The organism is Nostoc sp. (assembly GCF_036917535.1).
Lineage (GTDB): Bacteria > Cyanobacteriota > Cyanobacteriia > Cyanobacteriales > Nostocaceae > Nostoc.
Map to the genome: position 1 here is coordinate 1 of NZ_JBALDA010000084.1, position 25,739 is coordinate 25,739.

General features: G+C 41.9%; 22 protein-coding genes. 14 read left to right on the forward strand and 8 right to left on the reverse strand.

Features of this window, described 5'->3' with window-relative positions:
* Positions 1-94 precede the first annotated feature (94 nt).
* The 12 genes from V7K56_RS27390 (at position 95) to V7K56_RS27445 (ending at position 12,052) form a co-directional block, all read left to right on the forward strand.
* The gene (locus tag V7K56_RS27390; RefSeq protein ID WP_334915588.1) at positions 95-316 is read left to right on the forward strand and encodes a DUF302 domain-containing protein; all 222 of its coding nucleotides are present in this window, start codon (positions 95-97) and stop codon (positions 314-316) included.
* 195 nt (positions 317-511) lie between these two features.
* Complete coding sequence (locus tag V7K56_RS27395; protein ID WP_334915590.1) at positions 512-1,162, forward strand: MOSC domain-containing protein; 651 nt, start codon at positions 512-514, stop codon at positions 1,160-1,162.
* A 48-nt stretch (positions 1,163-1,210) separates the two neighbouring features.
* Positions 1,211-2,410, forward strand: coding sequence for a permease (locus V7K56_RS27400; RefSeq protein ID WP_334915593.1), 1,200 nt, complete (start codon positions 1,211-1,213; stop codon positions 2,408-2,410).
* Positions 2,411-2,653: 243 nt separating this feature from the next.
* Positions 2,654-3,523, forward strand: a complete 870-nt coding sequence (locus V7K56_RS27405) for an alpha/beta fold hydrolase (protein WP_334915595.1) — start codon at positions 2,654-2,656, stop codon at positions 3,521-3,523.
* A 116-nt stretch (positions 3,524-3,639) separates the two neighbouring features.
* Entirely contained in the window at positions 3,640-4,527 is an 888-nt protein-coding gene (locus V7K56_RS27410; protein ID WP_334915597.1) for an alpha/beta fold hydrolase, read from the forward strand.
* Positions 4,528-4,663: 136 nt separating this feature from the next.
* Positions 4,664-5,659, forward strand: a complete 996-nt coding sequence (locus tag V7K56_RS27415) for an alpha/beta hydrolase (RefSeq protein ID WP_334915599.1) — start codon at positions 4,664-4,666, stop codon at positions 5,657-5,659.
* Positions 5,660-5,885: 226 nt separating this feature from the next.
* The gene (locus V7K56_RS27420) at positions 5,886-6,914 is read left to right on the forward strand and encodes an alpha/beta fold hydrolase (RefSeq protein ID WP_334915602.1); all 1,029 of its coding nucleotides are present in this window, start codon (positions 5,886-5,888) and stop codon (positions 6,912-6,914) included.
* Positions 6,915-7,224: 310 nt separating this feature from the next.
* Complete coding sequence (locus V7K56_RS27425; RefSeq protein WP_334915604.1) at positions 7,225-7,620, forward strand: DUF6130 family protein; 396 nt, start codon at positions 7,225-7,227, stop codon at positions 7,618-7,620.
* Complete coding sequence (locus tag V7K56_RS27430; protein WP_334915607.1) at positions 7,617-7,751, forward strand: hypothetical protein; 135 nt, start codon at positions 7,617-7,619, stop codon at positions 7,749-7,751. Before V7K56_RS27425 ends, V7K56_RS27430 begins: the two co-directional genes overlap by 4 nt.
* 28 nt (positions 7,752-7,779) lie before the next feature.
* Entirely contained in the window at positions 7,780-8,145 is a 366-nt protein-coding gene (locus tag V7K56_RS27435; protein ID WP_334915609.1) for a hypothetical protein, read from the forward strand.
* A gap of 257 nt (positions 8,146-8,402) precedes the next feature.
* Positions 8,403-9,797, forward strand: a complete 1,395-nt coding sequence (locus V7K56_RS27440; protein ID WP_334915611.1) for a mercuric reductase — start codon at positions 8,403-8,405, stop codon at positions 9,795-9,797.
* A 656-nt stretch (positions 9,798-10,453) separates the two neighbouring features.
* Entirely contained in the window at positions 10,454-12,052 is a 1,599-nt protein-coding gene (locus tag V7K56_RS27445) for an Hsp70 family protein (protein WP_334915613.1), read from the forward strand.
* A 148-nt stretch (positions 12,053-12,200) separates the two neighbouring features.
* Here V7K56_RS27445 and V7K56_RS27450 read toward each other — a convergent pair whose 3' ends face one another.
* The 4 genes from V7K56_RS27450 to V7K56_RS27465 form a co-directional block, all read right to left on the reverse strand.
* The gene (locus V7K56_RS27450) at positions 12,201-12,350 is read right to left on the reverse strand and encodes a type II toxin-antitoxin system VapC family toxin (protein ID WP_334915615.1); all 150 of its coding nucleotides are present in this window, start codon (positions 12,348-12,350) and stop codon (positions 12,201-12,203) included.
* A gap of 82 nt (positions 12,351-12,432) precedes the next feature.
* Positions 12,433-12,711: a type II toxin-antitoxin system Phd/YefM family antitoxin gene (locus V7K56_RS27455; RefSeq protein ID WP_334915700.1), complete on the reverse strand. Its 279-nt coding sequence runs from the start codon at positions 12,709-12,711 to the stop codon at positions 12,433-12,435.
* A 440-nt stretch (positions 12,712-13,151) separates the two neighbouring features.
* Positions 13,152-14,264, reverse strand: coding sequence for a DUF1822 family protein (locus V7K56_RS27460; RefSeq protein ID WP_334915617.1), 1,113 nt, complete (start codon positions 14,262-14,264; stop codon positions 13,152-13,154).
* 57 nt (positions 14,265-14,321) lie between these two features.
* Entirely contained in the window at positions 14,322-15,605 is a 1,284-nt protein-coding gene (locus tag V7K56_RS27465) for a hypothetical protein (RefSeq protein WP_334915619.1), read from the reverse strand.
* A gap of 759 nt (positions 15,606-16,364) precedes the next feature.
* Here V7K56_RS27465 and V7K56_RS27470 point away from each other — a divergent pair.
* Together V7K56_RS27470 and V7K56_RS27475 are read left to right on the forward strand one after the other, a co-directional pair.
* A complete protein-coding gene (locus V7K56_RS27470; protein WP_334915621.1) occupies positions 16,365-16,664 on the forward strand; it encodes a hypothetical protein in 300 nt (99 codons plus the stop codon).
* Positions 16,665-16,988: 324 nt separating this feature from the next.
* Entirely contained in the window at positions 16,989-18,119 is a 1,131-nt protein-coding gene (locus V7K56_RS27475) for a pentapeptide repeat-containing protein (RefSeq protein ID WP_334915623.1), read from the forward strand.
* A 1-nt stretch (position 18,120) separates the two neighbouring features.
* Here V7K56_RS27475 and V7K56_RS27480 read toward each other — a convergent pair whose 3' ends face one another.
* The 4 genes from V7K56_RS27480 to V7K56_RS27495 all read right to left on the reverse strand — a co-directional run bounded on the left by V7K56_RS27480 (position 18,121) and on the right by V7K56_RS27495 (position 25,705).
* Positions 18,121-22,854, reverse strand: a complete 4,734-nt coding sequence (locus tag V7K56_RS27480; RefSeq protein WP_334915625.1) for an nSTAND1 domain-containing NTPase — start codon at positions 22,852-22,854, stop codon at positions 18,121-18,123.
* A 533-nt stretch (positions 22,855-23,387) separates the two neighbouring features.
* Positions 23,388-23,951, reverse strand: coding sequence for a Uma2 family endonuclease (locus V7K56_RS27485; RefSeq protein WP_334915628.1), 564 nt, complete (start codon positions 23,949-23,951; stop codon positions 23,388-23,390).
* A 221-nt stretch (positions 23,952-24,172) separates the two neighbouring features.
* Positions 24,173-24,697 (reverse strand): L,D-transpeptidase, encoded by a 525-nt coding sequence (locus V7K56_RS27490; RefSeq protein ID WP_334915630.1) that lies wholly within the window; start codon positions 24,695-24,697, stop codon positions 24,173-24,175.
* Positions 24,698-25,189: 492 nt separating this feature from the next.
* Complete coding sequence (locus V7K56_RS27495) at positions 25,190-25,705, reverse strand: L,D-transpeptidase (RefSeq protein ID WP_334915632.1); 516 nt, start codon at positions 25,703-25,705, stop codon at positions 25,190-25,192.
* Positions 25,706-25,739 lie beyond the last annotated feature (34 nt).

Genomic DNA, 25,739 nt, shown 5'->3' on the forward strand with positions numbered 1-25,739 from the left:
AGGATTATGGAACTTCTACTTGATGGCTGCTTAAGAAAATCCCAATTACAAGACCAGCATTGCCTCACTTATCTTTTATTTCCCGACAACTCTATTGTTATTTGGCAACCCTGAAGCCGGAACACCGCTCAGGGTGGCAGAATCGATGATCGCTCTGGATTTACCCTTGAAAGTACTGGCATGGGAAGCGGCTGACGGCAAGGTGTGGCTCAGTTACAACGATCCTGATTACTTAAAACAGCGGTTCTCTCTCTTTGATGAGTTGGTCAAAAACATCGCGGTCATTAAACCTTTAATCAATCAAGCACTCCAATAAACAACTTATTCATTTTTTCGATGTTCCATGTTGGGGAACTCCAAAAAATAAATTATCCAATTTGTCTACTCAACTAGACTTCTTTCTTCCTTGTTCCCCTTGTCCCCAAGTCGTCCCTCTGCGATTGAATATTTTTTTACTTGGAAGTCCCTTGGCTGCCGTAATTGAATGCAATCCAAAACTTTGGAGCTAAAGATGAAACTTATCTCTGTCAACGTAGGACTTCCGCGTGAAGTGACCTGGAAAGGAAAAACAGTTAGCACTGGAATTTTTAAAGAGCCAGTCAGCGAACGGGTGAGAGTGCGATCGCTCAATTTAGACGGCGATCAACAAGCGGATCTCACCGTTCATGGCGGAGTTGACAAAGCCGTGTATGTCTATTCATTCGAGCATTACGATTACTGGCGTAGTGAATTGCCTGACACGGAGTTAACACCAGGCATCTTTGGTGAAAATTTCACAGTTACGGGATTTAAAGAAGAAGAATTGAACATTGGCGATCGCTTCAAAATCGGCAGTGTGGAACTAATGGTGACTCAACCGCGCTTACCCTGCTACAAACTAGGAATTCGCTTTGGGCGAGCGGATATGGTGAAACGATTTCTCGCCAGTCGTCGCAGCGGATTTTACTTTCGGGTTTTGCAAGAGGGCGAAGTTGGAGTCGGAGACACTTTAGAGTTAGTGAGCCGGGATGACAACAATGTTACTGTTGCTAATATCATTCAGCTTTATATGCGTGAGCAAAACAACCCAGAGTTACTGCACCGTGCCGCACAATTAGAAGCGTTACCCGCAAGTTGGCGAGACTATTTCCAGGAGCAGATCCGCCGTTCGGATGTGATATAGATCAACCTAAATGAACAATCGCATTTCACTATCATCAACCGACCAACTATGGACACTATTAATCTATTTACAGAGCCGATCGGTGCGATCGCTCATGCTCTCTGGATGGCGTTCAACATGTTTTGGAAGATTTTGTGGGCATTAATTCTGGGATTCACCCTATCTGCGATCATTCAGGCTGTGGTATCAAAGTCTGAAATGGTACGCCTCATGCCCGATGATACGACTGCCTCGATCGCAAGAGCCTGTGGTTTGGGTGCGGCCTCGTCATCTTGCTCCTATGCAGCGGTTGCGATCGCCCGATCTATTGTTCGTAAGGGTGGCAATTTTACTGCTGCGATGGTCTTTCAATTTGCCTCGACCAATCTAGTGATTGAGCTTGGTATCCTTCTCGCATTGCTGATGGGTTGGCAATTCACCCTGGCTGAGTTTATTGGTGGATGTTTGATGATTGCAATTCTTGTCTGGCTATTTCGCCTCTTTTTAAAGCCAAAGCTGGTACAGAAAGCAGTACGACGGGCAGAGCAAGGATTGCAAGGCAGGATGGAAGGTCATGCTGATATGGATATGTCAGTCACAGAGGGTTCACTTTGGCAGCGAATCTTCTCCCATCAGGGATTCACCGCTATCAGTCAATACTTCGTGATGGATTGGGCTTCGGTCTGGCAAGACATTCTGCTTGGATTGCTGATTGCTGGAGCATTAGATGTTTGGGTGCCAAAAGATTTTTGGAAAGCTTTTTTCTTGTCTGACCATCCAGTCTTAGCCGCAATTTGGGGAGCGATTGTTGGTCCAATTGTGGCGATCGTGTCATTTGTTTGTTCAGTCGGTAACGTGCCTTTAGCAGCAGTGCTGTGGAACGGTGGCATTAGCTTTGGTGGGGTAGTAGCATTTATCTTTGCTGACCTGATTGTGCTGCCGATTCTTAACATTTACCGTAAATACTACGGGATGAAAATGAGTGTGTTTTTGCTAGCAACTTTTTATGCTGCAATGGCAAGCGCCGCCATCATCATCGAATTGCTTTTTCAAACGTTACATTTGATCCCGTCGCAACGAAATGCACAAGTGTTAGAGACTAGCATTCACTTCAACTACACAACGGTACTGAACATTCTATTTCTGATCTGGACAGCAATTTTGTTGCGACGTTTTCTTCAGACTGGTGGACCTAATATGCTGCGAATGATGAATCATCCTGAACGTGCAATGGCGCACTCTCATCACCATCACCACGATCATATGTGAGGTTTTACACAAACGTCTTCACCTGTTTCTAATTCGGCTGGACGAGTAATCATTGATTTTCAATTTAGAAATATCGCTCAATGCCCGGTTTTATAAAGTGACAATTTGACCTGGTGTCATAACGTATAGCAGGAGGCAGGAGGTAAAACTATTGCTAACTTTAGCATTCACCCTTTCCAAATGTAATGTCCTAACCTGTGTGACTACGGCTGTACAACTTCATTCTGAACAAGGAGTAATCCCATGACTACATATCGCACCGTTTCTATTGATGGTTTAGACATCTTTTACCGTGAAGCGGGTTCCCGTGATAATCCAACGATTCTGCTATTGCACGGCTTCCCAACGTCGTCTCACATGTTCCGTAATCTCATACCAGCACTTGCTGATAAATTCCATCTTGTTGCGCCTGACTATCCAGGTTACGGCAACAGTTCGATGCCAACTGTAAATGATTTTGACTACACGTTTGATCGCTTAGCTGAGATTGTAGAGAAATTCATTGCCGCCATCGATCTCAAAAAGTACAGCCTTTATGTGATGGATTATGGTGCACCGATTGGCTATCGCATTGCAGCTAAATATCCAGAACGAGTGCAATCTCTGATTGTTCAAAATGGTAATGCTTACGAGGAAGGTCTGCGCGAATTCTGGGAACCAATTAAGGCATACTGGCAAGAGCGATCGCCTGAGAATGCCCAAAAGCTCAAACATCTTTTCACTCTAGAAGCAACGAAGTGGCAATATACTAACGGTGTTCATAATTTAGAATCAATTAGTCCCGATACCTGGACGGTGGATCAACATTTCCTGGATCGCCCCGGAAACGAAGAGATTCAACTGGCGCTGTTTTATAGCTATGGCACCAATCCACCGCTCTATCCCCAATGGCAAGAGTATTTCCGCAACTATCAACCTCCGACCCTGATTGTTTGGGGCAAGAACGACTACATCTTTCCTGCTGACGGTGCTTATCCTTACCAGCGTGACTTGAAAGACGTTGACTTCCATCTACTCGATACCGGACATTTTGCCCTGGAAGAGGATGGGGATGCGATCACAAACTATATCGAGCAATTTCTCACATCACGACTGCAATCCGTTCTCACTTGATCGGTGGAAATGATGGATTATCCCAGCATGGCTTATGCTCAGATATAAACCTTTGAATAAACAAGATCGACTATTTCTGATTCTGTTGAACGATTTGAATTCAAAAGAGTAAACGCATGACCACTTATCGCACAGTATCGATCAATGGTTTAGATATCTTTTATCGCGAAGCTGGTTCTCGCGATCGTCCGACGATTCTGCTATTGCACGGCTTTCCAACCTCGTCCCACATGTTCCGCAATCTAATCCCAGTGTTGGCGGATCAATTCCATCTGATTGCACCTGATTATCCTGGTTTTGGCTATAGTTCCATGCCAACGGTGGATGAGTTTGATTACACCTTTGATCGCCTTGCCGAAGTGATGGCAGGCTTTATCGATACGATCGGATTGAAACGCTATAGCCTTTATTTAATGGATTATGGCGCTCCGATTGGCTATCGATTGGCAACACAGCATCCAGAGCAGATTGAGACGCTAATTGTGCAAAATGGCAATGCCTACGAAGAGGGACTCGGTGATTTTTGGAAGCCCATGCGCGCTTTTTGGCAGAATAAGACACCGGAAAATGCCGATCGCATGCGACAGGCTCTGGCAAGCAAGGGCACGAAATGGCATTACGTCACTGGAGCCAGGAATTTAGAAAACCTCAGTCCCGATACCTGGACTCTAGATCAAGCACTCCTCGATCGCCCTGGCAATATAGATATTCAATTGGCATTAACATATGACTACCAGTCCAATGTGCGGTTATATCCACAATGGCAAGCTTACCTGCGCCAATATCAACCACCGACGCTAATTGTATGGGGCAAAAATGACCAGGGCTTTTTAGTCGAGGGAGCTTATGCCTACAAACGCGACTTAAAAAACTTTGAGTTTCATTTGTTTGATACGGGACACTTTGCTCTAGAAGAAGATGGAGAGGCGATCACAGACCATATTCGTCGCTTTCTGACCACTCACGTTGTAGAGAATACCAAGCTAACCACTAGTAATAAATAGTTTTGGCTAGGAAATGATGTCGATAAAGAGTAATTGTCATTTTACAATTACTACTGATCGAGTAGCAGTGTTAAATCAATTAACTTAACAGTTGCCATCTCAACAGATTGTTTACAATTCATTAAAGGAGAATGTCATGGTTTCTCAAGCAAACTCGCAAGCAGCAAAAATTCTGGAAGTTGCAGACGATCCACGTCTTTCCAAAGGAACGAAGGAATTTTTGAAAGAGCTAAATTCAGCGGGTGTGGCACTGGAGAAACTTACTCCAGTCGAAGCACGTCAAATTCTTGTGGATGCACAGGCTTCCGTTTCAGTTGACCTTTCAGGCATTGAAGAGTCTGAAAAGACAATTACTGCTGAGGATTATTCAATTACCCTTAATATTGTACGACCTGAAGGGGTCAAAAGCACATTGCCTGTTTTCATCTTTATTCATGGTGGTGGTTGGGTGCTAGGTGATTACCCAACACACAAGCGCATGGTTCGCGATCTGGTTGTGCTTTCAGGGTTTGCAGGTGTCTTTGTCAACTACACTCGCACGCCAGATGCTCAATACCCACAGGCAATCAATGAGATTTATGCTGCGACCAAATGGGTTGCGGAGCATGGTGAGGAGATTGAGGTGGATGGCAAGAATCTGGCAGTCGTTGGCAACAGTGTCGGCGGTAACATGACAGCAGTAACCGCTTTGAAGGCGAAAGAAAAAGGAGAACCACACATTAAGCTACAAATCATGATGTGGCCGATCGTCGATGCGGATTTTGAAACGAATTCTTATCATCAATTCGGCGACAAGCGATTCTTGACTACACCAACGATGAAGTGGATGTATGACATGTACATCGCTGACCCAGAAAAGCGCAAAGACATTTATGCTTCTCCCCTACAGGCGACGGTTGAGCAACTCAAAGGCTTGCCTCCAGCGTTAATTGCGGTTGCAGAGAGCGATATCTTGCATGACGAGGGTACAGCCTATGGACGCAAGCTCGATGAAGCTGGGGTCGAGGTGACAACTGTGCAGTACAACGGTATGATTCATGACTTCGGACTACTGAATGGTTTAGCTGAGTTGCCAGAAACCCGTTCTCTGTTTGTTCAAGCTGCTGCCCAATTGAAGAAATATCTGCAATAGGATGCGATCGATGTTTTTGGGGAAGGGAAAAGACGCTCTCCTAAGAAACAAGGCAGGAGGCAGGAGGAAAGAGGATTTGACTTGTTTCTTCCATCTATAACGGAAGCGAGTGCGTCCGTAAACAGCTTTTATCGCTTTGCTGCTTACCGAGTTAGCGTAGGGGAAAAGGGTAAAGCGACTGTGCTTTGTGCAATCGCCTGATTAATCAATCCAAAGAGTCAACCCTATGCTCAAAGCAATTAAACACAACCGCCGCCGCTTTCTGGGAACGGCGGCAGCAAGTATTTTCACAGAAATGGCACTTATGGGTACCGCACAAGCAAGCTTCGACAAGCCTAAACGATCTGAATTTAGGTTTACTCCCATCAAGCAGATCAAAGCGGGTGTCCTCGACATTGGTTACTACGAAGCAGGACCGAGCGATGGATCTCCGGTGTTGCTGCTGCATGGGTTCCCGTATTCCATCGATAGCTACATTGACGTTGCACCAATGCTTGCTGCACGCGGATGTCGGGTGATTGTTCCCTACCTGCGGGGACATGGATCAACCCGTTTTCTCGACAGCGCCACACCACGCTCCGGGCAGCAAGCTGCAATCGGTGTCGATGCGATCGCCTTGATGGATGCATTGCAGCTAAACCGTGCTGTGCTTGCTGGCTATGACTGGGGTGGACGAGCCGCTTGCGTTGTTGCGGCTCTCTGGCCTGAACGATGCACAGGTCTGGTGTCTGTCAATAGCTACCTGATCCAGGATATTGCCAAGGCAGGGGCGCCACTTTCACCTGCGATCGAATCCGGGATCTGGTACCAATACTATTTCCAGACTGAGCGCGGACGCGCCGGACTGACGGCTAACAGACGTGAAATTGCAAGGATTCTCTGGACTCGCAATTCGCCGAATTGGCACTTTGACGAGGCAACGCTCGATCAATACGCCAGCGCCTTTGACAACCCCGATTATGTGGAGGTCGTCATTCATTCCTACCGCCATCGCCTTGGACTTGCTGTCGGCTATCCCATGTATGAGGAGCTTGAGCAGCGACTCGCCGCGCAACCGACCATTACGGTGCCGACGATCACGCTGGACGGGGACGCAGATGGTGTCGTGCCAGCAACCGATGGGAAATCGACGGCAGCGAAGTTTAGCGGCGAACGTCAGCATCGGGTCATTCCAAAAGTCGGTCATAATCTGCCCCAGGAAAATCCGAAAGCATTCGCAACTGCGGTCTGGGAACTCGCATCAAAGAAACGTTAATGGCTTCTCTGGAGCGATGACTCTGCGCCGCTTCATCTTCAAATGGATCGTTATCTGCCCTTCAGGCAAGGCAGAAGACAGAGGGCAGAAGGCAGAAGGAAAAAAAAGTTTTAAGGTATGCCTTTTGCCTTGACTAAATTGGGTTTAAGACCCCCACAAAATCGTACCCCTTCGGGGAAGCAAGCTACGCGCAGCGTCTCGAAGAGAAGATTTGGTGGTCTACAATTACGCTTGGGTTAGAATCCCCCTGTAATTGAACCTCCTGCCTCCTGCCTTCTTCAAATAAACTACTCTCAGGTACTTACCTGCTATGAACACCCACACACCAAGCGCTAAAGACATTATCGGACCATCACCGTTGATTGTGATCGAAAACGAAGCACCACCCAAGCTGATTGTTGATCCACCGCTTCCCGAACCGTTAGCACAGGGACGCGTCTTCATCCAGTATCGGACGGAGAATTTGCGTGTGTTGCCAGTGTTTGGCAAAGGTGCCCTCGACGTATCGCCGCGCATTGGGCATATCCACATCACCGTTGACGACGCGCCGTGGCACTTTGTCGATTCCAGTGGCGAAACGATTATCCTGGTTGGACTGGAACCTGGTCTGCACAAGGTGCTGATCGAACTAGCTGATCCCATGCACAAAGTAATAACCAGTGAAACTGTGAAGTTCACGCTGCCCGATCCTAAGAAATCATCATGAAAAAACTAGACGGAAAAACCGCAATTGTGACGGAGGCATCTGGGGACAGCTATAAGGCAGCACTGATCAACTTTGGGTATATCGCTAATACAGTCCTTTTTACAGATGAAGTTGTAGCAGCAATGAACTAATGTCAAACTCATCGATTTTACAACACTCATGAAAACATCCGCGTTACTTCTTGCTCTGCCAATCAGTATCTTAGCTAATTTTTCCTTAAGAGCTTCTGCTGATTCTACTGCTGGTATCCTCCTAAGTACGAAATGCCGGGGCGGCTACAACGTAAATATTTGGCAGAATCATACTTCAGGTGAACTGCTTTATCGCGCCACTAGTCCCAACGGTAATTTAAGTTTGGGCAAAGGAACTAGCCAAGCGACAGAAGGTGTTCGAGTGTATAAGTTTCGGAATGGAATTTATGAATACTGGGTGTGGGATGGCACGTTAGATAATCCGCAGTCTGGAACTTTAGAGGTGTATAAAAACAACCGTATCTTCATGAAGCAAGCTTGTAAAAAAAGTTGAATCTTCTAGTGGGTGTTGTGTACTTTTTGTCAACCCAGCTAGGGCAAGGATCTTGAGTTACGCTCGCCAAATACGTTATCGCTAAAACCCTCTTACTCAGCCAGTTTTTTCTGAAATTCATAACACCTTCTAAAAATTAGACATCTCCAGAAATTAAATATGCGTTCGCCAAAACCCTTTGTAGGGGCGAACGGTTGTTCGCCGTTCCTTCATTTTCGGAGATGTCTATTGTATTCACCTGATCAAACTCAAAGGATATGGAAGTGAACGCTCAACACTATGACGACATTATTATCGGCGGCGGCAAAGCGGGTAAAACACTTGCACCGACGTTAGTCGCTGACGGACGTAAAACCGCTCTGGTTGAACGCAGTTTAAATATGATTGGTGGCGGGTGCATTAATATTGCTTGCATTCCTACTAAAACTATGGTGGCGAGTGCCAATGTGGCAAACACAGTGCGAAACAGTGCCGCTTATGGGGTTAAAGCTAATACACCCATCGTTGAGCTAGCAGAGGTAATCAAACGAAAACGAACGGTTGTACAATCTGCACGTGAAATGAACTTGCACAATTTAGAAACGGCTCTGGATAACAACTTGCTCATTGGCACAGCAAGGTTTGTTGCTCCCAAAACAATTGAAGTGACGACGGCTGAGGGGAACACTCGCGTACTTACCGCCGAACGATTGTTTGTTAATACAGGCACACGACCGTTAATTCCATCTGTACCCGGACTCACAGAAGCTGGATTTTTGACAAGTGAGTCGATTATGGAGCTAGAACACCTGCCTGAACACCTGATCGTTCTCGGTAGTGGCTATATTGGTTTGGAGTTTGCCCAGATGTTTCGGCGCTTTGGCTCTCGTGTTACTGTCATTGGGCAAAGTGAGCAAATCCTGTCACAGCAAGATCCAGATATAGCGATCGCAGTTCAAACATTGCTGGAACAAGATGGTATTGAATTCTTGCTGAAGGCGAAGGTATTGAAGGTTGATCGCACTGGTAATCAAACCATCCTGCAAATCCAAGTTGCTGATCGTGAAATCACCCTCCAGGGGTCACATTTGCTCGTCGCCGTTGGTCGTACGCCCAATACCGATAGCTTAAATTTAGCTGCGGCTGGTGTGGCAACTGATACACGCGGATTTATTCAAGTTGACGATCGCTTAGAGACGAACATTCCGGGGATTTGGGCGTTAGGCGACATCAACGGCGGCCCGCAGTACACTCATATATCGCTCGATGATTATCGCATTATCAAAACTAATTTAATTGATGGGGGCAACCGTAGTACACGGGATCGATTGGTTCCATCTTGTCTGTTCATCGATCCAGAACTAGCTCATGTGGGTTTGACTGAAACTGAAGCACAGCAACAAGGATATGCTATCCGCGTGGCGAAGGTGGATGCGTCAGCCGTTCCGAGAGCGAAAACACTCGGTCAAACCGAGGGACTTCTGAAGGCGATCGTGGATACAGATACAGGTCGTATTCTAGGGTGTTCCCTGTTGTGTCATGAAGCAGGTGAAGTGATTTCAACGGTGCAGATGGTGATGCAAGCTCAGATGCCCTACACCATTCTGCGCGATGGTATTTTGACTCATCCCACAATGACTGAGGGGTTAAATATATTGTTTTCCAAGTTGTAAAGAGACAGCAATTGCAGACCCAAGGACTTATCAAATAAACTACATTCAACCGCTTTTAAAAATCTATGCAAATCTAGATTAACTCAGCGGTGTAAGTTTTAAACGCTCTTTTCTAATGCAATGCTTCCTCATTGTTGGGGTTGGTCAGAAAATCCCAGTTAGAGGCAGCAAAATAATCATGTCTACGATTAATCTTACCGGAACGTTTGATCTGTTTATTTAGTTGTGACTACCAGTACCACACGTGCTTCTCACCATTCACTGACAAGTAGGCGGTTATGGCACTGGGTAATCTTTCAGATAGTTTCGTGCCACGACGGGCAATTACTAAGGCCGCAGCTTTAGAACTGGACAGGGCGTACATTCTCATGTACTTAACTAATCCAATCAAACTGGAATAAGCTGGATTGACTGTTATCAGTTCAATACCTCGATTGCATAGAATTGATTGAAGTAGCTCACAAAACCTAGCTATAACAGGTTTAAGACATGCTATCCGTTGGAACTAACACTTCAGTGCAACAGACTAAATCGATATCTGGGTTGGGATGCAAAGAAGCAAGCGTCTGGGCGCATTTGCATTCTTGGTGCCTTATAGAGAATAATCACAAATAAAGTAACTTTGGCGTCTTCGTGCAAGATAATAAATATAAAATATGGCGATCGCAATCGATTTTGGTACTAGCAACACAGTCATTGCTCGTTGGAACCCTGTAACCCAGCAGCCAGAAACCCTGACTCTACCAGGTTTATCAATTAAACAAAGTCTCAATCCGCCACTGATTCCTAGTTTGGTTTATGTTGAAGACGCAAGTCAAAATCAAGTCTTAGTCGGGCAACAAGTACGCGATCGCGGTTTTGACCTGAAAGGCGAAACGCGATTTTTCCGCAGCTTCAAACGCGGTATTGGTGCAGATATTCAAGGTTTTTTACCCGAACTAGATGGGCAAATTGTCACCTTTGAACAAGTAGGGCAATGGTTTCTTACTCAAGTCATTGAAGAACTAGCGCCCCTAGAAGGAGGGTTAGATTCTCTGGTGTTAACCGTACCTGTAGACAGTTTTGAAGCTTATCGTCACTGGTTGGGAAAAGTTTGTCAAGCCCTTCCTATCGAACAGGTGCGGATGCTGGATGAACCCACAGCCGCCGCCTTGGGTTATGGCTTGGCAAATCAAGAAATTCTCTTGGTTATTGACTTTGGGGGTGGAACTTTAGATTTGTCCCTTGTTCGGTTAGATCAAAGTGTGCAAACAACCACCAAGCCGCTGGGATTTCTCCTCAAGTGGGGTAATAAGTCTTTAGCTGAAGATTCAAAACAAAAAGTCAAAACTGCCCGTGTCCTGGCGAAAGCTGGGCAAAATTTGGGCGGTACTGATATTGATAACTGGTTAGTAGATTACTTTGCCAAAACTCAAGAGTTGGTGGTAAGTCCCTTGACAACAAGATTGGCAGAACGGGTAAAAATTCAGCTATCAACTCAAAATCAAGCTAGTGAAGTTTATTTTGATGATGAGACATTTGAAAGTTATGAGTTGGAACTAAACCGCGATACTTTTGAAAATATTCTCAAAGAACACGCGTTTTTTGAGTTACTAGATGAGTCGATGACAACACTGTTGCAGCAAGCAAGACGGCAAGGGATAGAACTTCCAGATATTAATGCAGTTTTGTTAGTTGGTGGGACAGTGCAACTGCCAGCAGTGCAGACATGGATTAAACAGTATTTTGAGCCAGAAAAAATCCGTTGCGAACGCCCCTTTGAAGCGATCGCTCAAGGTGCATTACAGTTAGCACAAGGGATACAAATCAAAGACTTTCTCTACCATAGTTATGGTATCCGCTACTGGGATCGCCGCAACCAGCGTCATAAATGGCATTCTTTAATTAAAGCTGGACAAGCATATCCAATGAGTCAACCAGTAGAATTAGTCTTAGGCGCTTCTGTAGAAAATCAGTCCAGTATTGAACTAATTATGGGAGAATTGGGAGCAGATACAGGTAGTACCGAAGTTTATTTTGATGGCGATCGCTTAATTACTCGCCGTATGGACAATAGTGAAACCAACGTCAAACCCCTCAACGATCGAGAAGGCGCAAAGACAATTGCCCAACTGACACCAGCCGGATATCCTGGAAGCGATCGCATCAAAATCCACTTTCAAGTTGATGAACAACGCTTTTTACGAATCACCGTTGAAGATTTGTTAACAAATGATACACTTTTGGAGAATCAACTTGTGGCACAGTTGAGTTAATTAACTAAAAAGATTTAAAAGTGGGGTACCGCAACCGTTGAAATCTCGGATGTTGCGCGGTTACTAAGGTCAATTGGAGAATTTGAGCAGTAGCAGCAATCATCATATCTGTTTGGGTATGTGTTTTCCCACTTAATCTTAGTTGACCTCACAATTCACCAGAGCGCTTGGCAATTTCAATGGTGATGGACAATACTTGACAGTTATTTTCCAAAAAGCTCTCAAACCATATTTGAATTCTAGGGTTGGGCTTATATGTCAGTCCGTAAAATATTTCTTCAACTGCGATCGCACTCACAACTATTGAGTAAGCTCTTTGTGCCCATTTAAGTACACCAGAGTTAGGTTGGAGTCATGCTAATTCGCTGATAATGTTAGTGTCACACAGAAAAGTCATCGATGGCATCAGCGAAGGTGTTAGGACGGTCTTGGCGGGAGAGTACTTCGAGGATATAGTCTTCCTCAGCAGCTATCTGGCGTAATTCTTTGAAGGCATCAGCTAAAGACATCTTTTCGTGCTGCTTGCGCCAAACTAAGAATTCCTCGAACATTTCAGCTTTCACAACAACCGCTACTAATTGATTCGGGTTGTAGATGCGTTGTGGTTCTTTGGTTACGGCATTAATCAGTTCGGAGAACCTCTGTTTGGCTTCGGCAATTCTCTAGTTCATTGGGCTACCTTTTTTAGTTGATGATTAATGTCTATAATTTTTATGAAAAAGCGATCGCTCCTTCTGATTCCAGCCTAATTATTTCTATTTGCCCATCTTTAACCATCCAAAAACTTGATTACAGTTAGTGCAATTTCAATTTCTGATAATACAGGTGTTGCTATTGGCTTATCTTTGAAATTTAAATCTCTACACGCTGATGATTTTGGAGAAAATCGATGTCAATTTATGTAGGTAACCTCTCTTACCAAGTTATATCAAGTCCGCTCAATTACCCATAATAAAACTACCTCACCCGCCCTATCGGGCACCCTCCCCTTGCCAAGGGGAGGGTTGGGGAGGGGTAACGCGAGAACTATAAGCAATTTACCGGACATCATATTACGGAAGATGTTAATAATAATTCCTGTTAAATTTATATCTCATTTTTACAAGATAAATTCCTCAGTAAATACAGCACCCTTATAACTCACTTCAACCTGGAATTGTTTATCCAGTGCTTCGCTAAATTCTAACTGAATAGCATTATCAGTTTGCCTCGCAGTGACTTCTTGACTTATAAAATCAGAGGTATTGGGATTAAGAGTAATTTTCAAGTTCAAGCCAGAAGGTAAATATTCTTCCTGAGGAGGAAGAATTTGTACAAGCACACCTTGTTCTCCATTTTCTTCTTTTTTAAGATTGACAATTAAAGCTAAGGCTTGATTTTGCAGCAATAGTCCAAAATTAAATAATTTAGTTTGTGAAATAGGAAAATTATTTAACTCCTTCCGGCTTCTAACATAACCCCACGTTAAATTATTTGGAATTCTACTCCCAATAAAATCTGTAGATTGCCAACCTTCTTCAAATACTCTATCCCACCATTTACCCAGATTGACTAATGCTTTACCTACTTGAGTTGTTACCTGAGTTAGATTTTCTCTAACTGTGTTATTACTTGTTACTACTACAGGTAATTTAATCGCAGATGGTTCTAGGAAACGAGTGTATAGTAAGAGATTATTTAACTCCGTGTCAAACAAAGACAGGGGTAATAGATAACTACCATCTAGCTGAAATTTAAAATTTGGTGTTTGAGAATATTTAAATAGTTCATCATAACGTAAAAAACCATGAATATTTAATTGTTCTTCTTCTTCTAACACCTCCAGCAAGATATAGAAATGAGCAGCCGTTTTGGCTGAGGTCACAAGTTTTGCTGGTACGATAACAAAATCATCAATCAGGTTATCTACGGTAATTAAGCAGAGGCGAAATTCATTTACACTCAGATAACAGACATCATCAATTGCATTAGCACTCTTGTCTGGTTTAATTTTGATATTTGGATTTCGTTCTTTCAGACACTTTTCAAAACCAAGTTGTGCTAGTGCATTTAAATATATTTTCCATGCGCCGAACTCACCGAACTGGCTAAAATGATTCTCACTGATTACTCGCGCTTCGTCAAAATCTTCTGGTTCTAGCCAAACAATTTTTGGTGACAAGTTTATTTTTATGTTTTGTGTACCAATTATGTAAATGTGCGAGTTAACCATATTTCCTCCGTGATTCCTTCTATGATAGAATAGCTATATATGTTGGTTCATAAATTATTATTTATTCAGGTAAATGCGGATTATTTGAGCAAATAAGCTGTTTTTTATCTGTTTTTTACTAGCAGCTAATTCGGCTTTTGCTTCTTTAAATGTTTTCTCATAGGCAAATTCTCTAATTTCAGCAGCAATATTTTTTAGATAATCAGTTTCATGATAAATTCTAGTTAACTGATATTTATTAACTGATTGTAGAAGTTTCTCTAAAAAAATCTCTTCGGTTCGATACTGCACAATTTCCAAAAAATTTTCTATTTGAAAAATTCGTCTAGCTTTACTCCATTCGATTTCCCAAAGTTTACCAATTTCACTCAAAGACTTATTTTCTTGGTAATAAAGTCGTAACCCTTCTGGGAATCGTTGAGCAAAGTTTTTGTAACCTTTACTTTTTTTCAAATCTTCAATTCGCTGGTGAATTACTTCTGCTATGATTTTGTATAACACTTTTTCAAACAAATTCTTCCAGATTTCTTGTAATTTTTCTAATTCTATATCTTCCGGTTCGCGGTCTGTATAATAAGGTAAATCTGGGTTAGGAAGATAATCATTTGTTGAATTATCATATACTTCTGTGGGTAGAGTTTTGGTAGTGCCTGTTTTTTTAAAAAGCCAGTCTTGTCGCAAGATTTCTGCGATACGTTTAAGATTATAAATTAATTGTTGTGGAGAAAAAGTAATATTTATTTGCTGCAACAAATTTAACATTTCTTGCAATTGGCTTGGTGTTGGTTCAGAACAGCGTCCTTTTTGGCGTGTTTTTAGTCTATCTCGTTGGTAAACTGTTTGAAAAGCTTTGACAATTTCATAGTCTTCTTCTGTTAAAAGAAGCCCAGACAGAGAACGAGGAACAGATTTACATAATAGCCCCCAATCACTGGGAGTGGCCAACCCAAACTCCCACAAAAATGACTTGATTTCTTGATTCTGGCGGGTGAGTCTGCTAGTCCAATTATCTAAGCTTTCGTTAGAACCTAAGTTGGGATTAAATCTTTGCAAAATGTCAACGCTAAAAAATTCTCCGCCTTTAAGAATGGGTCGAGTAGTACTATCATGATGGTTTAAGATATGTTGAGTTTTACCTTCACTATCTACAATCACCAGTGCTGTACCATCATCGTTTAAAACGAAGGGAAGTAAATCGGTGTACCTGAAAAGGTTTTCTGCACTGACGTTATAGATGTGAGGGATGGTTTTGCAGGTGATGAGAATTCTGTGTGAGACATAGCAGCGCAAACAAAGCCCTGCAAGAGCACGTTGGTAAATGTCGTCTGTTGAACGAAACATTTCCCACAGAACTGATTGAACTTGCTTATTTTCTTCTGTCGATAGTGTGGGTTTGTTGCTTAAGTGAGGGAATTGTATTTTAAAAAACTCCTTAGTCCTAACGATTTCTCTATGTTTTTTTAGCTGAACGTTTACCCCTATAGGAAGTATCTGCATTTGCCAATATTTTGACGGTGACACCATAGTAATTTTAGTTACCTCACGTCTCTTGAAAACATGACATTAACAGCGAAGCTCTAGCACCAGAGACGATTTTTGATTAATCTTCTGGGGCTACATCATATATATAGGTTTGCTTTTTTCAGCTTATACACTTTTGGGAGTTATGAACTATAGCAATCCTATATGATTTGTGAAAATTGAGAGCAAAGCGGTATGTAACTGTCGTGCGATTTGTAATCATTGAGGTTTGATGCAAAATGTGAGTCTATTGCGTCCCGTTATACTGTTTCACCTTAATCGCGTCTCTCCCGAATGTTATTTTTATCATGAATTTTGTGAAATGGTGTTACATTTGAAAAAAACACAATTTCTTGTAAACCTTGATATATAAGGATTAGAGAATGTGTTTATTGAAAGTAAACTTCTATTTGCCTCACACAAGTGTATAGGTCGATTGGACTTGAACTTATATAAAAGTAGAAGCAGGATAAACAAGTAAATACCTTCTGAGCAATATCAATATCATTTATTGCTTGTTTTCTCCTTGTTTCTATTACTTCTTTCTAACCAATTATCAATAAACAAAGGTTCAAAAGTATGAAACGTTTCGTTGCTAGCGCTTTATTGGCTCTACCATTTGCTGCTGCGTCCCTACCAACACAGGTATTCGCAGCGAATCTAATTGATAGAACTCCTGTACAAACGCAGGTATCTGGAAGAGAAGGAACTTTGAAAACTCCTGTAAGTGCGCCTTATTCAGTTGGAAGACGAATATGGATTCGTCCTGTTTACCGAACCTTGAGGAACGGTAGAAGAATCAGAATTCGAGCAGGGCGCTGGGTTCAGGTATACATACCCGATGGTCATAAGCACTCGACTAAAGATCAAGAGGCATAAGTCTAATAGATTAAGAGAGTCGAGTCGTAAGCAAGCGAAAGTTAACGCTAACAAATCTGAATCCTCGTGCAGTATATCTACGCGGAGTTCTCATTATACTAGAGTTTAGTTCATGACCAACTAAACTCTAGTTTTTAGCTTGATGATAGTTATATCTGGTATCCATGCATGAAGAAGAGAAATACCTTAGTACCTGTAGTTTTTGCTATTATTTTCCTGCTTTTAGCTCTTTTTTTACTTGATCATTTAAAAGGTGTATCACAAAAGGTTAGTACTCTACAGAAACAAAGTCAATTATTAGAAAACGAAATTAAAGCTCTAAAAGTGAATTTAAATTTAAATAATAAGATTAACTTAAAAGATAAGATTGAAATAGAAAAAGAGCGAATTGCACTAGATAAAGACTTACTTGGATTAGAAAAAGATATTAACGGGATTTTGATTCAAGCTCTTGTTGGCTTTGCTGCCCTACTCAGTATCTTTTTCACATGGCGAAGTCTTAAGGTTTCCGAAGAGGGACAAATTACAGAACGCTTCACCAAAGCCATTAACCAACTCGGAGATGATAAGCTTGAGGTTCGACTAGGGGGAATTTATGCACTGGAGCGAGTTGCAAAAGATTCAGAAAAAGACCACTGGACAATTATGGAGGTTCTTACTTCCTTTATTCTGGAAAAATCTTCTTTAAAGGAAATCAAGAATAATCCAAAAAAGCAACACAATAATCTAGCAGAATACTATATCAATCAACAGGGCGATTTCAGTAATCAAGAAAGAGAATTAGGAAAAGTTACTACGGATGTTCAAGCAGCTCTCACTGTTATTGGACGGCGGGATTCTAGCAAAGACCCAGATACTGGAGCAATTGATTTAATGTATGCCAACCTTGAACAAGCCGACCTTTTTAAAGCCAACTTTGAACAAGCCAAACTAATATCAGCTAACTTTGAACAAGCCAACCTCTCTGAAGCCAAACTTAGCAAAGCCGACCTCTGTTTCGCTAGATTCACTCATGCCAATCTCTATAAAGCCGACTTCACTGAAGCTATCCTCAATGGAGTCGCACTTAATGAAGCTAAACTTCAAGGAGCCATCCTCAGAAAAGCTAAACTTAATTATATTGAGGTAAACAGATCCAGTAGGGTTTTATACAAGGGAGCCGAATTCTTGAGAGATGATCTCAATGAAGCCAATTTTAAGGAACAAGAACCCACTGGAGACTATGATCGTATTTGCGCTATTCTCATTGAAGCCGACCTCCGTGGAGCCGACCTTAGTCAAGCTGACCTCAGTGGAGCCGACCTTAGTCAAGCTGACCTCAGTGGAGCCGACCTCAGAGAAGCTAAAAATTTAAAACCAGAGCAAGTGTATGCTGCCAAGAATTGGCGACAAGCCAAATATGACCCAGATTTTCAGGTTTTATTGCAAAAATATTGCAAACATCAGGAAGAGTAGTTCACTTTTGAGTGTCGATACCGTTACACAAAGTGCGATCGCTTTTACTTACATTCGGGTTATTCTTCAGATAATCACGCACCCAACCGCAACCCCGCTTCAACAATTCCTCAAACGTTTCAATTTGCCATAACTTAGCAGTGCCATCAACTCCTACGGTAACTAATCGTTGACCATCTGGAGTAAAAATAACGTTCCGAGAATTTGCTGGAAATTCTGCCAACTGCTGACCCTGGAAATTCCATAAACGAACTGTGCCATCATCTCCAGCAGTAGCCAGTTGTTGACCATTTGGGCTTAAACTGAGACTTGTAGCCCAACCTCGATGGGCAGGAAATTTGGATAACAGCTTACCTTGCAAATCCCACAAGCGGACAGTACCATCATTTCCTACGGTAGCCAAATGTTGGCTATTTGAGTAAAAAATGACACCCTTAGTTCCACCTGAATGTCCAAACAATCTTGTTTTTTCACTATTCTTATCACTTTGCAAGTCCCACACACTGACCCATCTGCTATTTTCTACGGCTGCTAACAGACGACTATTTGGGCTAAAGATAAGACGAAAAAAGTGAGAGTTTGGATTTGCTGAAATTGGAGACTGAACTAATTTTTGACCCCGTAAGTTCCACACACTGACTGACCCTTCATTTGTTATAGCTGCCAACAAGGAAGCATCTGGGCTAAAGCTAAGACTTTTAAAGTTAAAGTTTGTATCTGCTAAAACTGGGGATTGAAATAATTTCTGACCCTGCAAGTTCCACAAACGGATAATACGATCATCTCCTACTGTAGCCAGTCGCTGACTATCTGAGCTAAAACTGACTTCTCTAACTCGACCTTGATGAGCAGTAAATTTAAATAACTGCTTGCTTTGAAAATCCCACAAGCTAACAGTACCATCATCTCCTGTAGTAGCTATTTGCTTACCATCTTGGCTAAAACTAACTAAATGCCCTTTAATTGCTTTTAGTTCTTGACCCTGCAAATTCCACCAACCGATAGTACGATCATCTCCTACTGTAGCTAGTCGCTGACCATCTGAGCTAAAACTGACTTTTTTGACATGACCTTGATGCTGAACAAATTCTGACAGCTGCTTACCCTGCAAGTCCCATAGGTAAACAGTGTTGTCAATTCCTGCTGTCGCTAGTCTTTTACCATCTAAGCTAAAATTCATATTGCCGATTCGACCTTTATGGTGAGTAAATTCTGACAGATGCTTACCCTGCAAGTCCCATAAACCAGATGTGCCAGGTCCGACAATAGCTAATTTTTGACCATCTGGACTAAAACTAACAAACGAAACTCCGCGCTCATCTCTTTGCCATTGATTTAACTGCTTACCCTGTAAATTCCACAAACGAACTGTACCATCATCTCCAGCAGTAGCCAATTTTTGACCATCTGGGCTAAAGCTAACACTTCTGACTGGTCGGACATGACCAGTTAATTTTGCCAACTCCTGACCCTGTAAATTCCATAAGCGAATAGTGCCGTCATATCCTCCGGAAGCTAACAACTGTCCGTTTGGGCTGAAACGAACACTCCAAACCCAACCTCGATCGCTTTTTAATTTTGCCAGCTGCTGACCTTGCAAATTCCACAAGCGAGTGCCTTCTTCTCCTCCTGTAGCCAGCAACTGTCCGTTTGGACTAAAACTGATACTTCTAATCCAGCCTTGATTGCCTTTCCAAGTAGATAATTGCTGACCCTTTAAGTTCCACAGGGTGATAATACCATCTTCTCCAGCAGTGGCCAGTCTTTGACTGTCTCGGCTAATACTAATATCATTTCTCGGTATTTTTTTTTGCCAAGTCAACAACTGTTGACCCTGAAAGTTCCATAGCTTGATAGTATCATCGTCTCCAGCAGTCACTAAATGTTGATTATCTGAGATGAAACTGACCTGAAAGCCATTGACATTTTGATACCCGTTAAGACGGTTACGTTCTTGCACTTGGTAAACAACTTTTTGCAGAGTTCTTTTAACTTTATCCTTGAGATCAGTTGTGGGCGGAAATATTTGTAAAAGTGGTTGATTAAGTTTTTTTCCTGCGTGCAAGCTGCTAATTAACGCATCTAACTTTTGATTAGAGACTAATAGTGCTTCAGAAGATTCCGTCAAAGCGTGAATTTGATTAATTTCTGAGTTTCTCCATTGAAAACCAGAAAAGATGGCGAATCCGGCAAAAAATATAGTTGTTATTGACGCTGCTAAGAGTTGTTGCTTTCTGCGTTCATTGTCTTGCTTAATTAGACGTTCACGTAGTTCAATACTCTGCTTGATGTAGTCTTGCTCATCTTGATTTAGGTCATCTAGACGTTCTTCTAGCCTTTCTTTGGCCTCTACCAACGCCGCACCACGCAACAAAGCACCTTCGTCATTACTAATTTTCCATTGTTGCATTGCTCCTCGCAGGCGCTCTTGCCAAGTGCGAAACTCCCGGTTATCTTGAATCCATTGGCGGAAAGTTCCCCATTCTCTAATTAACGCTTCGTGAATTATCTCTATCGTCTCTTCCTTGTTTTCGCTAGTCTCATCACAACCAGTCACTAGCAAACGCGCATCAGCTAATTTTTGCACCAAATCCCAATTTGCTTCTCCTACCTCTTTTCGAGTCGCCACACGTCGGGTATCCTCCGTCCCTTCCCCAGGACGCACTAACTGAATAAATATTTTTTCCGCCCGTTTTCTATCAACCTCACTCAGCTTATCTAACACCGTATCGGCATAGTTAGCCAAAGCTTTTTCTAAACCACCAATTTCTTGATAAGCTTCGTGGGTGAGAAACCATTTTCTCGGTTTGAGCCAAAGCTGCATCAGGGTAAACTCAAGTAAAGGTAAACGTCCTGATTCATTACCCAAATCTCTGATTAAAGTATCTGTCAACCCCTCCTCAAATACCACCTTCATTTTTTGTGCTGGTTTTTCAACTGACCTACGCAACTCCTCCCGATTCATAGGGCCAAGATTATAAATTCCCTGCTGCAAAGCATCGCTAAAAGGACGGTAAGATAAAGCATAGCCATAAAAATCTGCCCGCAGCGTTAGAGCCAAGGTAAATCTAGGAGCGTGGTTGATAGCGTAGATTAATGCATCTAAAAAAGGCTGGCGTTCTTCTGGCGGTGCGAGGGTGTAGAGTTCTTCAAATTGGTCGGCGATGAGTACTAGGTGTCTTTTGGTGATAATATCATTTATAAACTGGGACAACTTTGTATCATCATGCCGCAAGTCCACTTCTAAAACCAATTGGTCTAATTCTAATCTGCGTTGTATATCTGTGGAATTTTCTCCTTGTATTGGTGCTGGGGAATGACAATGATGATTTAATGCGATCGCTAAATTCCCAAGAGGATTATTCCCCGGACGAAAAGAAATAATCTCTACATTCCCAACTTTTCGCAAACTCGGAACCAACCCCGCAAACACCACAGAGGACTTTCCACTCCCAGATGCACCAACCACAGGAATCAAAGATTTACTTCGAACTGCTGCTACCAACTCATCAACAAACTTCTCTCGACCAAAGAAAAAATCTGCCTCTTTTTCCCCAAACGCTGACAAACCCTGATAAGGACAGTCAGGTAACTTACCAGATAATCCACCCAATTCTTCCCAACTGGGAGGAAGTTCTAATGTATTCTTGCAAATAATCGGTAACCAACTCACCCCAGAAAGCGGCTTTTCTCCCTCAGACTTTCCTGTCAGTTCTTGTAATTTACCCCTTGCTTTCAAAACAGCGGTAAATAAAGAATCTCCACTAGCGTAAGAAGAAAGAAAAAAGTTGAGAAACTTGTGCGCGATTTTATCCGGTACTGGTTCCCGCCAAACTATGACGTAAGGTAAATTTAAATCTGCCAATCGTTGTGCTAAACCCAAACCATCACAGGAATTAAAAATTGCTAATTTTAAACCTTTACTAATTGCTAATTTTAAAGTCTGCGGAATTTCTTCTAAATCTAAACTTTCATTGGAATTCAGGTCAATTATACCTTTTTTACCATGCTCTTGAGATTCACTGTGTCCCGCAAAAAACAAAATATCACAAGGCTCGTCCCAAAGTTTTTGAAGTGACTCACGCTTTGGTTCTTTCAAAGAAATAATTTCTGCACCTCGTTTTTCTAGCTGCATAATTAATTTTTCATCAGTTTCTGTATCTAGGTCTTTACTATCTCCAAAAATACTGATAATTTTAATTCTTCGGAAAATTTCCGACTTTAATTTGTTTGTATATACAGCCGTTTTTTGCAGGTAATCTTTAAAAGAAAGCGCTACTTCCGAGGAAGAATGTTGGCCAAATAAATAACATTCCTGCCAAGGTATGCGATGTAAGATGTTCTTTGTATGTTCTGATGTAACTCCGTATGTATTGACAATTAAACGAATATCAATATTAGTATTTGAGGTAATTGCTAGTTCTAACTGTAACTTAATTGGTAGTAGCCATTGATTTAGTTTTTCACGTAAAGACTTAGCATATTCAGAACAGATATCTGTGGATACATTTGTAACTTGGTTATTTTTAAAACCTCTGCTGTCAGGTTGAACTAACAAGTTATAGATTTTTTTCCAACGTTCATAGCTATTTGGAATTTCTTGGGCTGGAGGTAATTGGGTTTCTAGTTGCGTAATCTTAGTTTGAGTAGAAAAAGCATCTATCTGAAGTTTGATTTTAGTAAATCCATGCTCAAAATCACCATCACCAAATTGCAAATTTACCCATACTTCCATAAACCACCACTTGAAATTAATTTACCAAGATGCCTTAGAGACCATTTATAAAAATCTTAAGTAGGGGAGGCAGGATGAGCAACGGCTTCCGGCGTTGGTGCAGCCTACTGCAGGCATCATAACTGCCATTGCATTAGGCACTTTGATATGTTTTTTGTGAAAAAGCATATTGAAATATGCGCCTAATACACTTTACAGTAACTTGATTTTTACTTGATAAATGACCTCTTAATCACTTATTAACAATCCCACAAAATTAAAGCTGTCGTTACCATAACTGAAGCTGTGGTCATGAATATTCCAAGTGTCATAAGTAATGCTTAAGTTGTTGTTACCATAGCTAAAGCTGTCGTTATGAATTTTCCCAGTTTCATAGTAAGGCTTAAGTTGTCGTTACCACAACTAAAGCTGTCATTATAATTGCTCAAGTTGTGATTATCAAGGTTCAATGCTAGACCAGAAAATATTTCCTCAACAGCGATGTCTACGACGTGCTACGCCTACGCACTCAAAATTATCTAGCCGAGTTATTCCTATTTGCCCATTTTTAACCATCCAAAAACTTGATTGACGGTTAGTGCAAGTTCAATTTCCGGTAATATAGGCAAAAAATCTTCTCCCTGGAGTAGCACTGGCTGCTGCTCTGGTAGAAATACCAAAATACTCAGATCGTCAGGGTCAAGAAACCATCCCAGGCGACTGCCATACTTCAGACAGTGAAGAATGTTCCCAATTACTTTGTTGGGTTTTTGTTCTAGCGAGAGAATCTCAATTGTCCAGTCTGGTGGAAGTTCAAAATTATCAGGTACTTGATCATCAACGGTGAACGGTATGCGTCTCCACAGAAATACAGCTACATCAGGTACAATTGAGCGTTCTCCAAAGCTACATCGTAATTCGGGAAACCCATAGGCAATCTTCTGATTCTCTGTGACTTCATTGATAACAGCACATAGTTTACTTTGTAAGCGGCTGTGTCTCCCTTTTGGCATTGGCTTTTGAATAATCTCTCCGTTAATATATTCACTTGCAGGCTTTGTTTCTGGGAGCTTCAGAAACTCTTCCAGTGTTAGAGGTTGAGTAATTATGACGCTCATAGCTCCTAAATTCCTCAAAAACGTGTTTTTAGTCTAGCAATATTAGGACTTCGCACAGGTAACGGAAAACGAACCACAGAGAACGCAGAGATCACGGAGACATGAGAGTTTGAGAGGGTTTTTGCGTAAGTCCTAAATATGTGTAGACAGGTGCTTAACTTTGCGAACGCACCCGTCTATACATCAAAGGAAAAATTGCAGATATTGATTACGAATTACGATTATTTCCGCACCACTACTAAAGTTCCTGTTGAAGCCCAGTTGTAAAGATTACGAGCTTGCTTAACAGGTAAATTTACGCAACCGTGACTGACTGGAGTCCCAAAACGGTTATGCCAATAAGCCCCGTGAATGGCATACCCTCTATAGAAATACATTGTGTAAGGAACGTCAGGAATGTTGTAGCCTCTGCCTCGCATCCGGTGAGTGCGATACTTAGAATTAATCCGAAATCTACCTATGGGTGTAGGAGTTGATCGCTTACCTCCAGAAATGAGGTATGAATAAACAAGTTTATGACCTTCCCATGCACGTAAACGTTGTTCTGACAAATCAATTTCAATCCAGCGAGGTTGGCTAATATTATTAGTGCTGTTTTGATCAACTGAGGTGGCTGTTGCTGTAGTCGAGTTGGGTATAACTGTAAGCGGTGATGACCAAGAGAATAAAGTCACCACCATCAGCGCCACACCTGTACAAAAAGTTCCTGAAGAACGAATTCCACCACGGCGAATCCAAGTTTGCATTATGCTTCATCTTCTAAACTACGCAAAATCATCAAGTGAAGTAATTTTCTGGAAAACTACAAATTTCCAGAGTGACTACTTGCTTTCTGTGGAGGATTTACGCAATTCATCCGCTAATGCTTCTCAACACAAGTCCTAAGTTAATCTGCATCCAATTTACACATTTGTCATTTGTCCTTTGTTAAAAACTAATGACCAATGACCAATGACTAATTACAAAGGACAATCTTGACAAAAATCTGTCATTGAAATGCTTAAAAACAAACTTTCCCCAAGTTCATATTTGCATTTGTAATTTCATAAAGGAATTGTCAGGATTTCCGCTTATTTATTGGGCATAATAGTTAAATGCCCTCTTTTTTATTTTATTTCAAGTTCAGTAATTCCGACTCCGAAGATTCCCAGCATAAAATATTGCTGGGAATCACTTAATTGTCTTGATTTGTTGTTATTTATAATTTTAACTAAATTGCCTTTTGGCTGCTTCACCTATTATTTATGAATGACTATTGGTGTCCCTACCGATGCCCACTCAAATAGCCATTTTGCATGTTTAGGTGCGATATTCACACAGCCGTGACTCACTGGAGTACCAAATTTTTTATGCCAGTAAGCTCCGTGAATAGCGTAATTACCTTGGTAAAACATCGCATAAGGAACGTTGGGAACATTGTAGTTTTCTCCTTGCATTCGGGTAGTTTTAAACTTGGATTGAATTTTAAAAGTACCAATAAGAGTAGGAGTGGCTTTTTTGCCAGAGGAAATAGCACTTCCATAAACTACTTTGTCACCTTGCCAAGCTATTAATCGTTGCTTTGTAAGGTTAATTTGAATCCAGCGTTGATCTGATTGTTGTAATGTCTGGATTGTTTGTGCAATTACTTGATTTTTAGAATTCGCCCAAACTTCACTGGTTCCAGTAGTAGTAAAAACACTTAAGGACAGTACTGTACCAGTGAGGATTATTTGTAAGCGACGCACCCACTCAGGAGAAATTTGTCTTTTCATTTTAGATACACTCACACTCAAATTATCGGGTCTA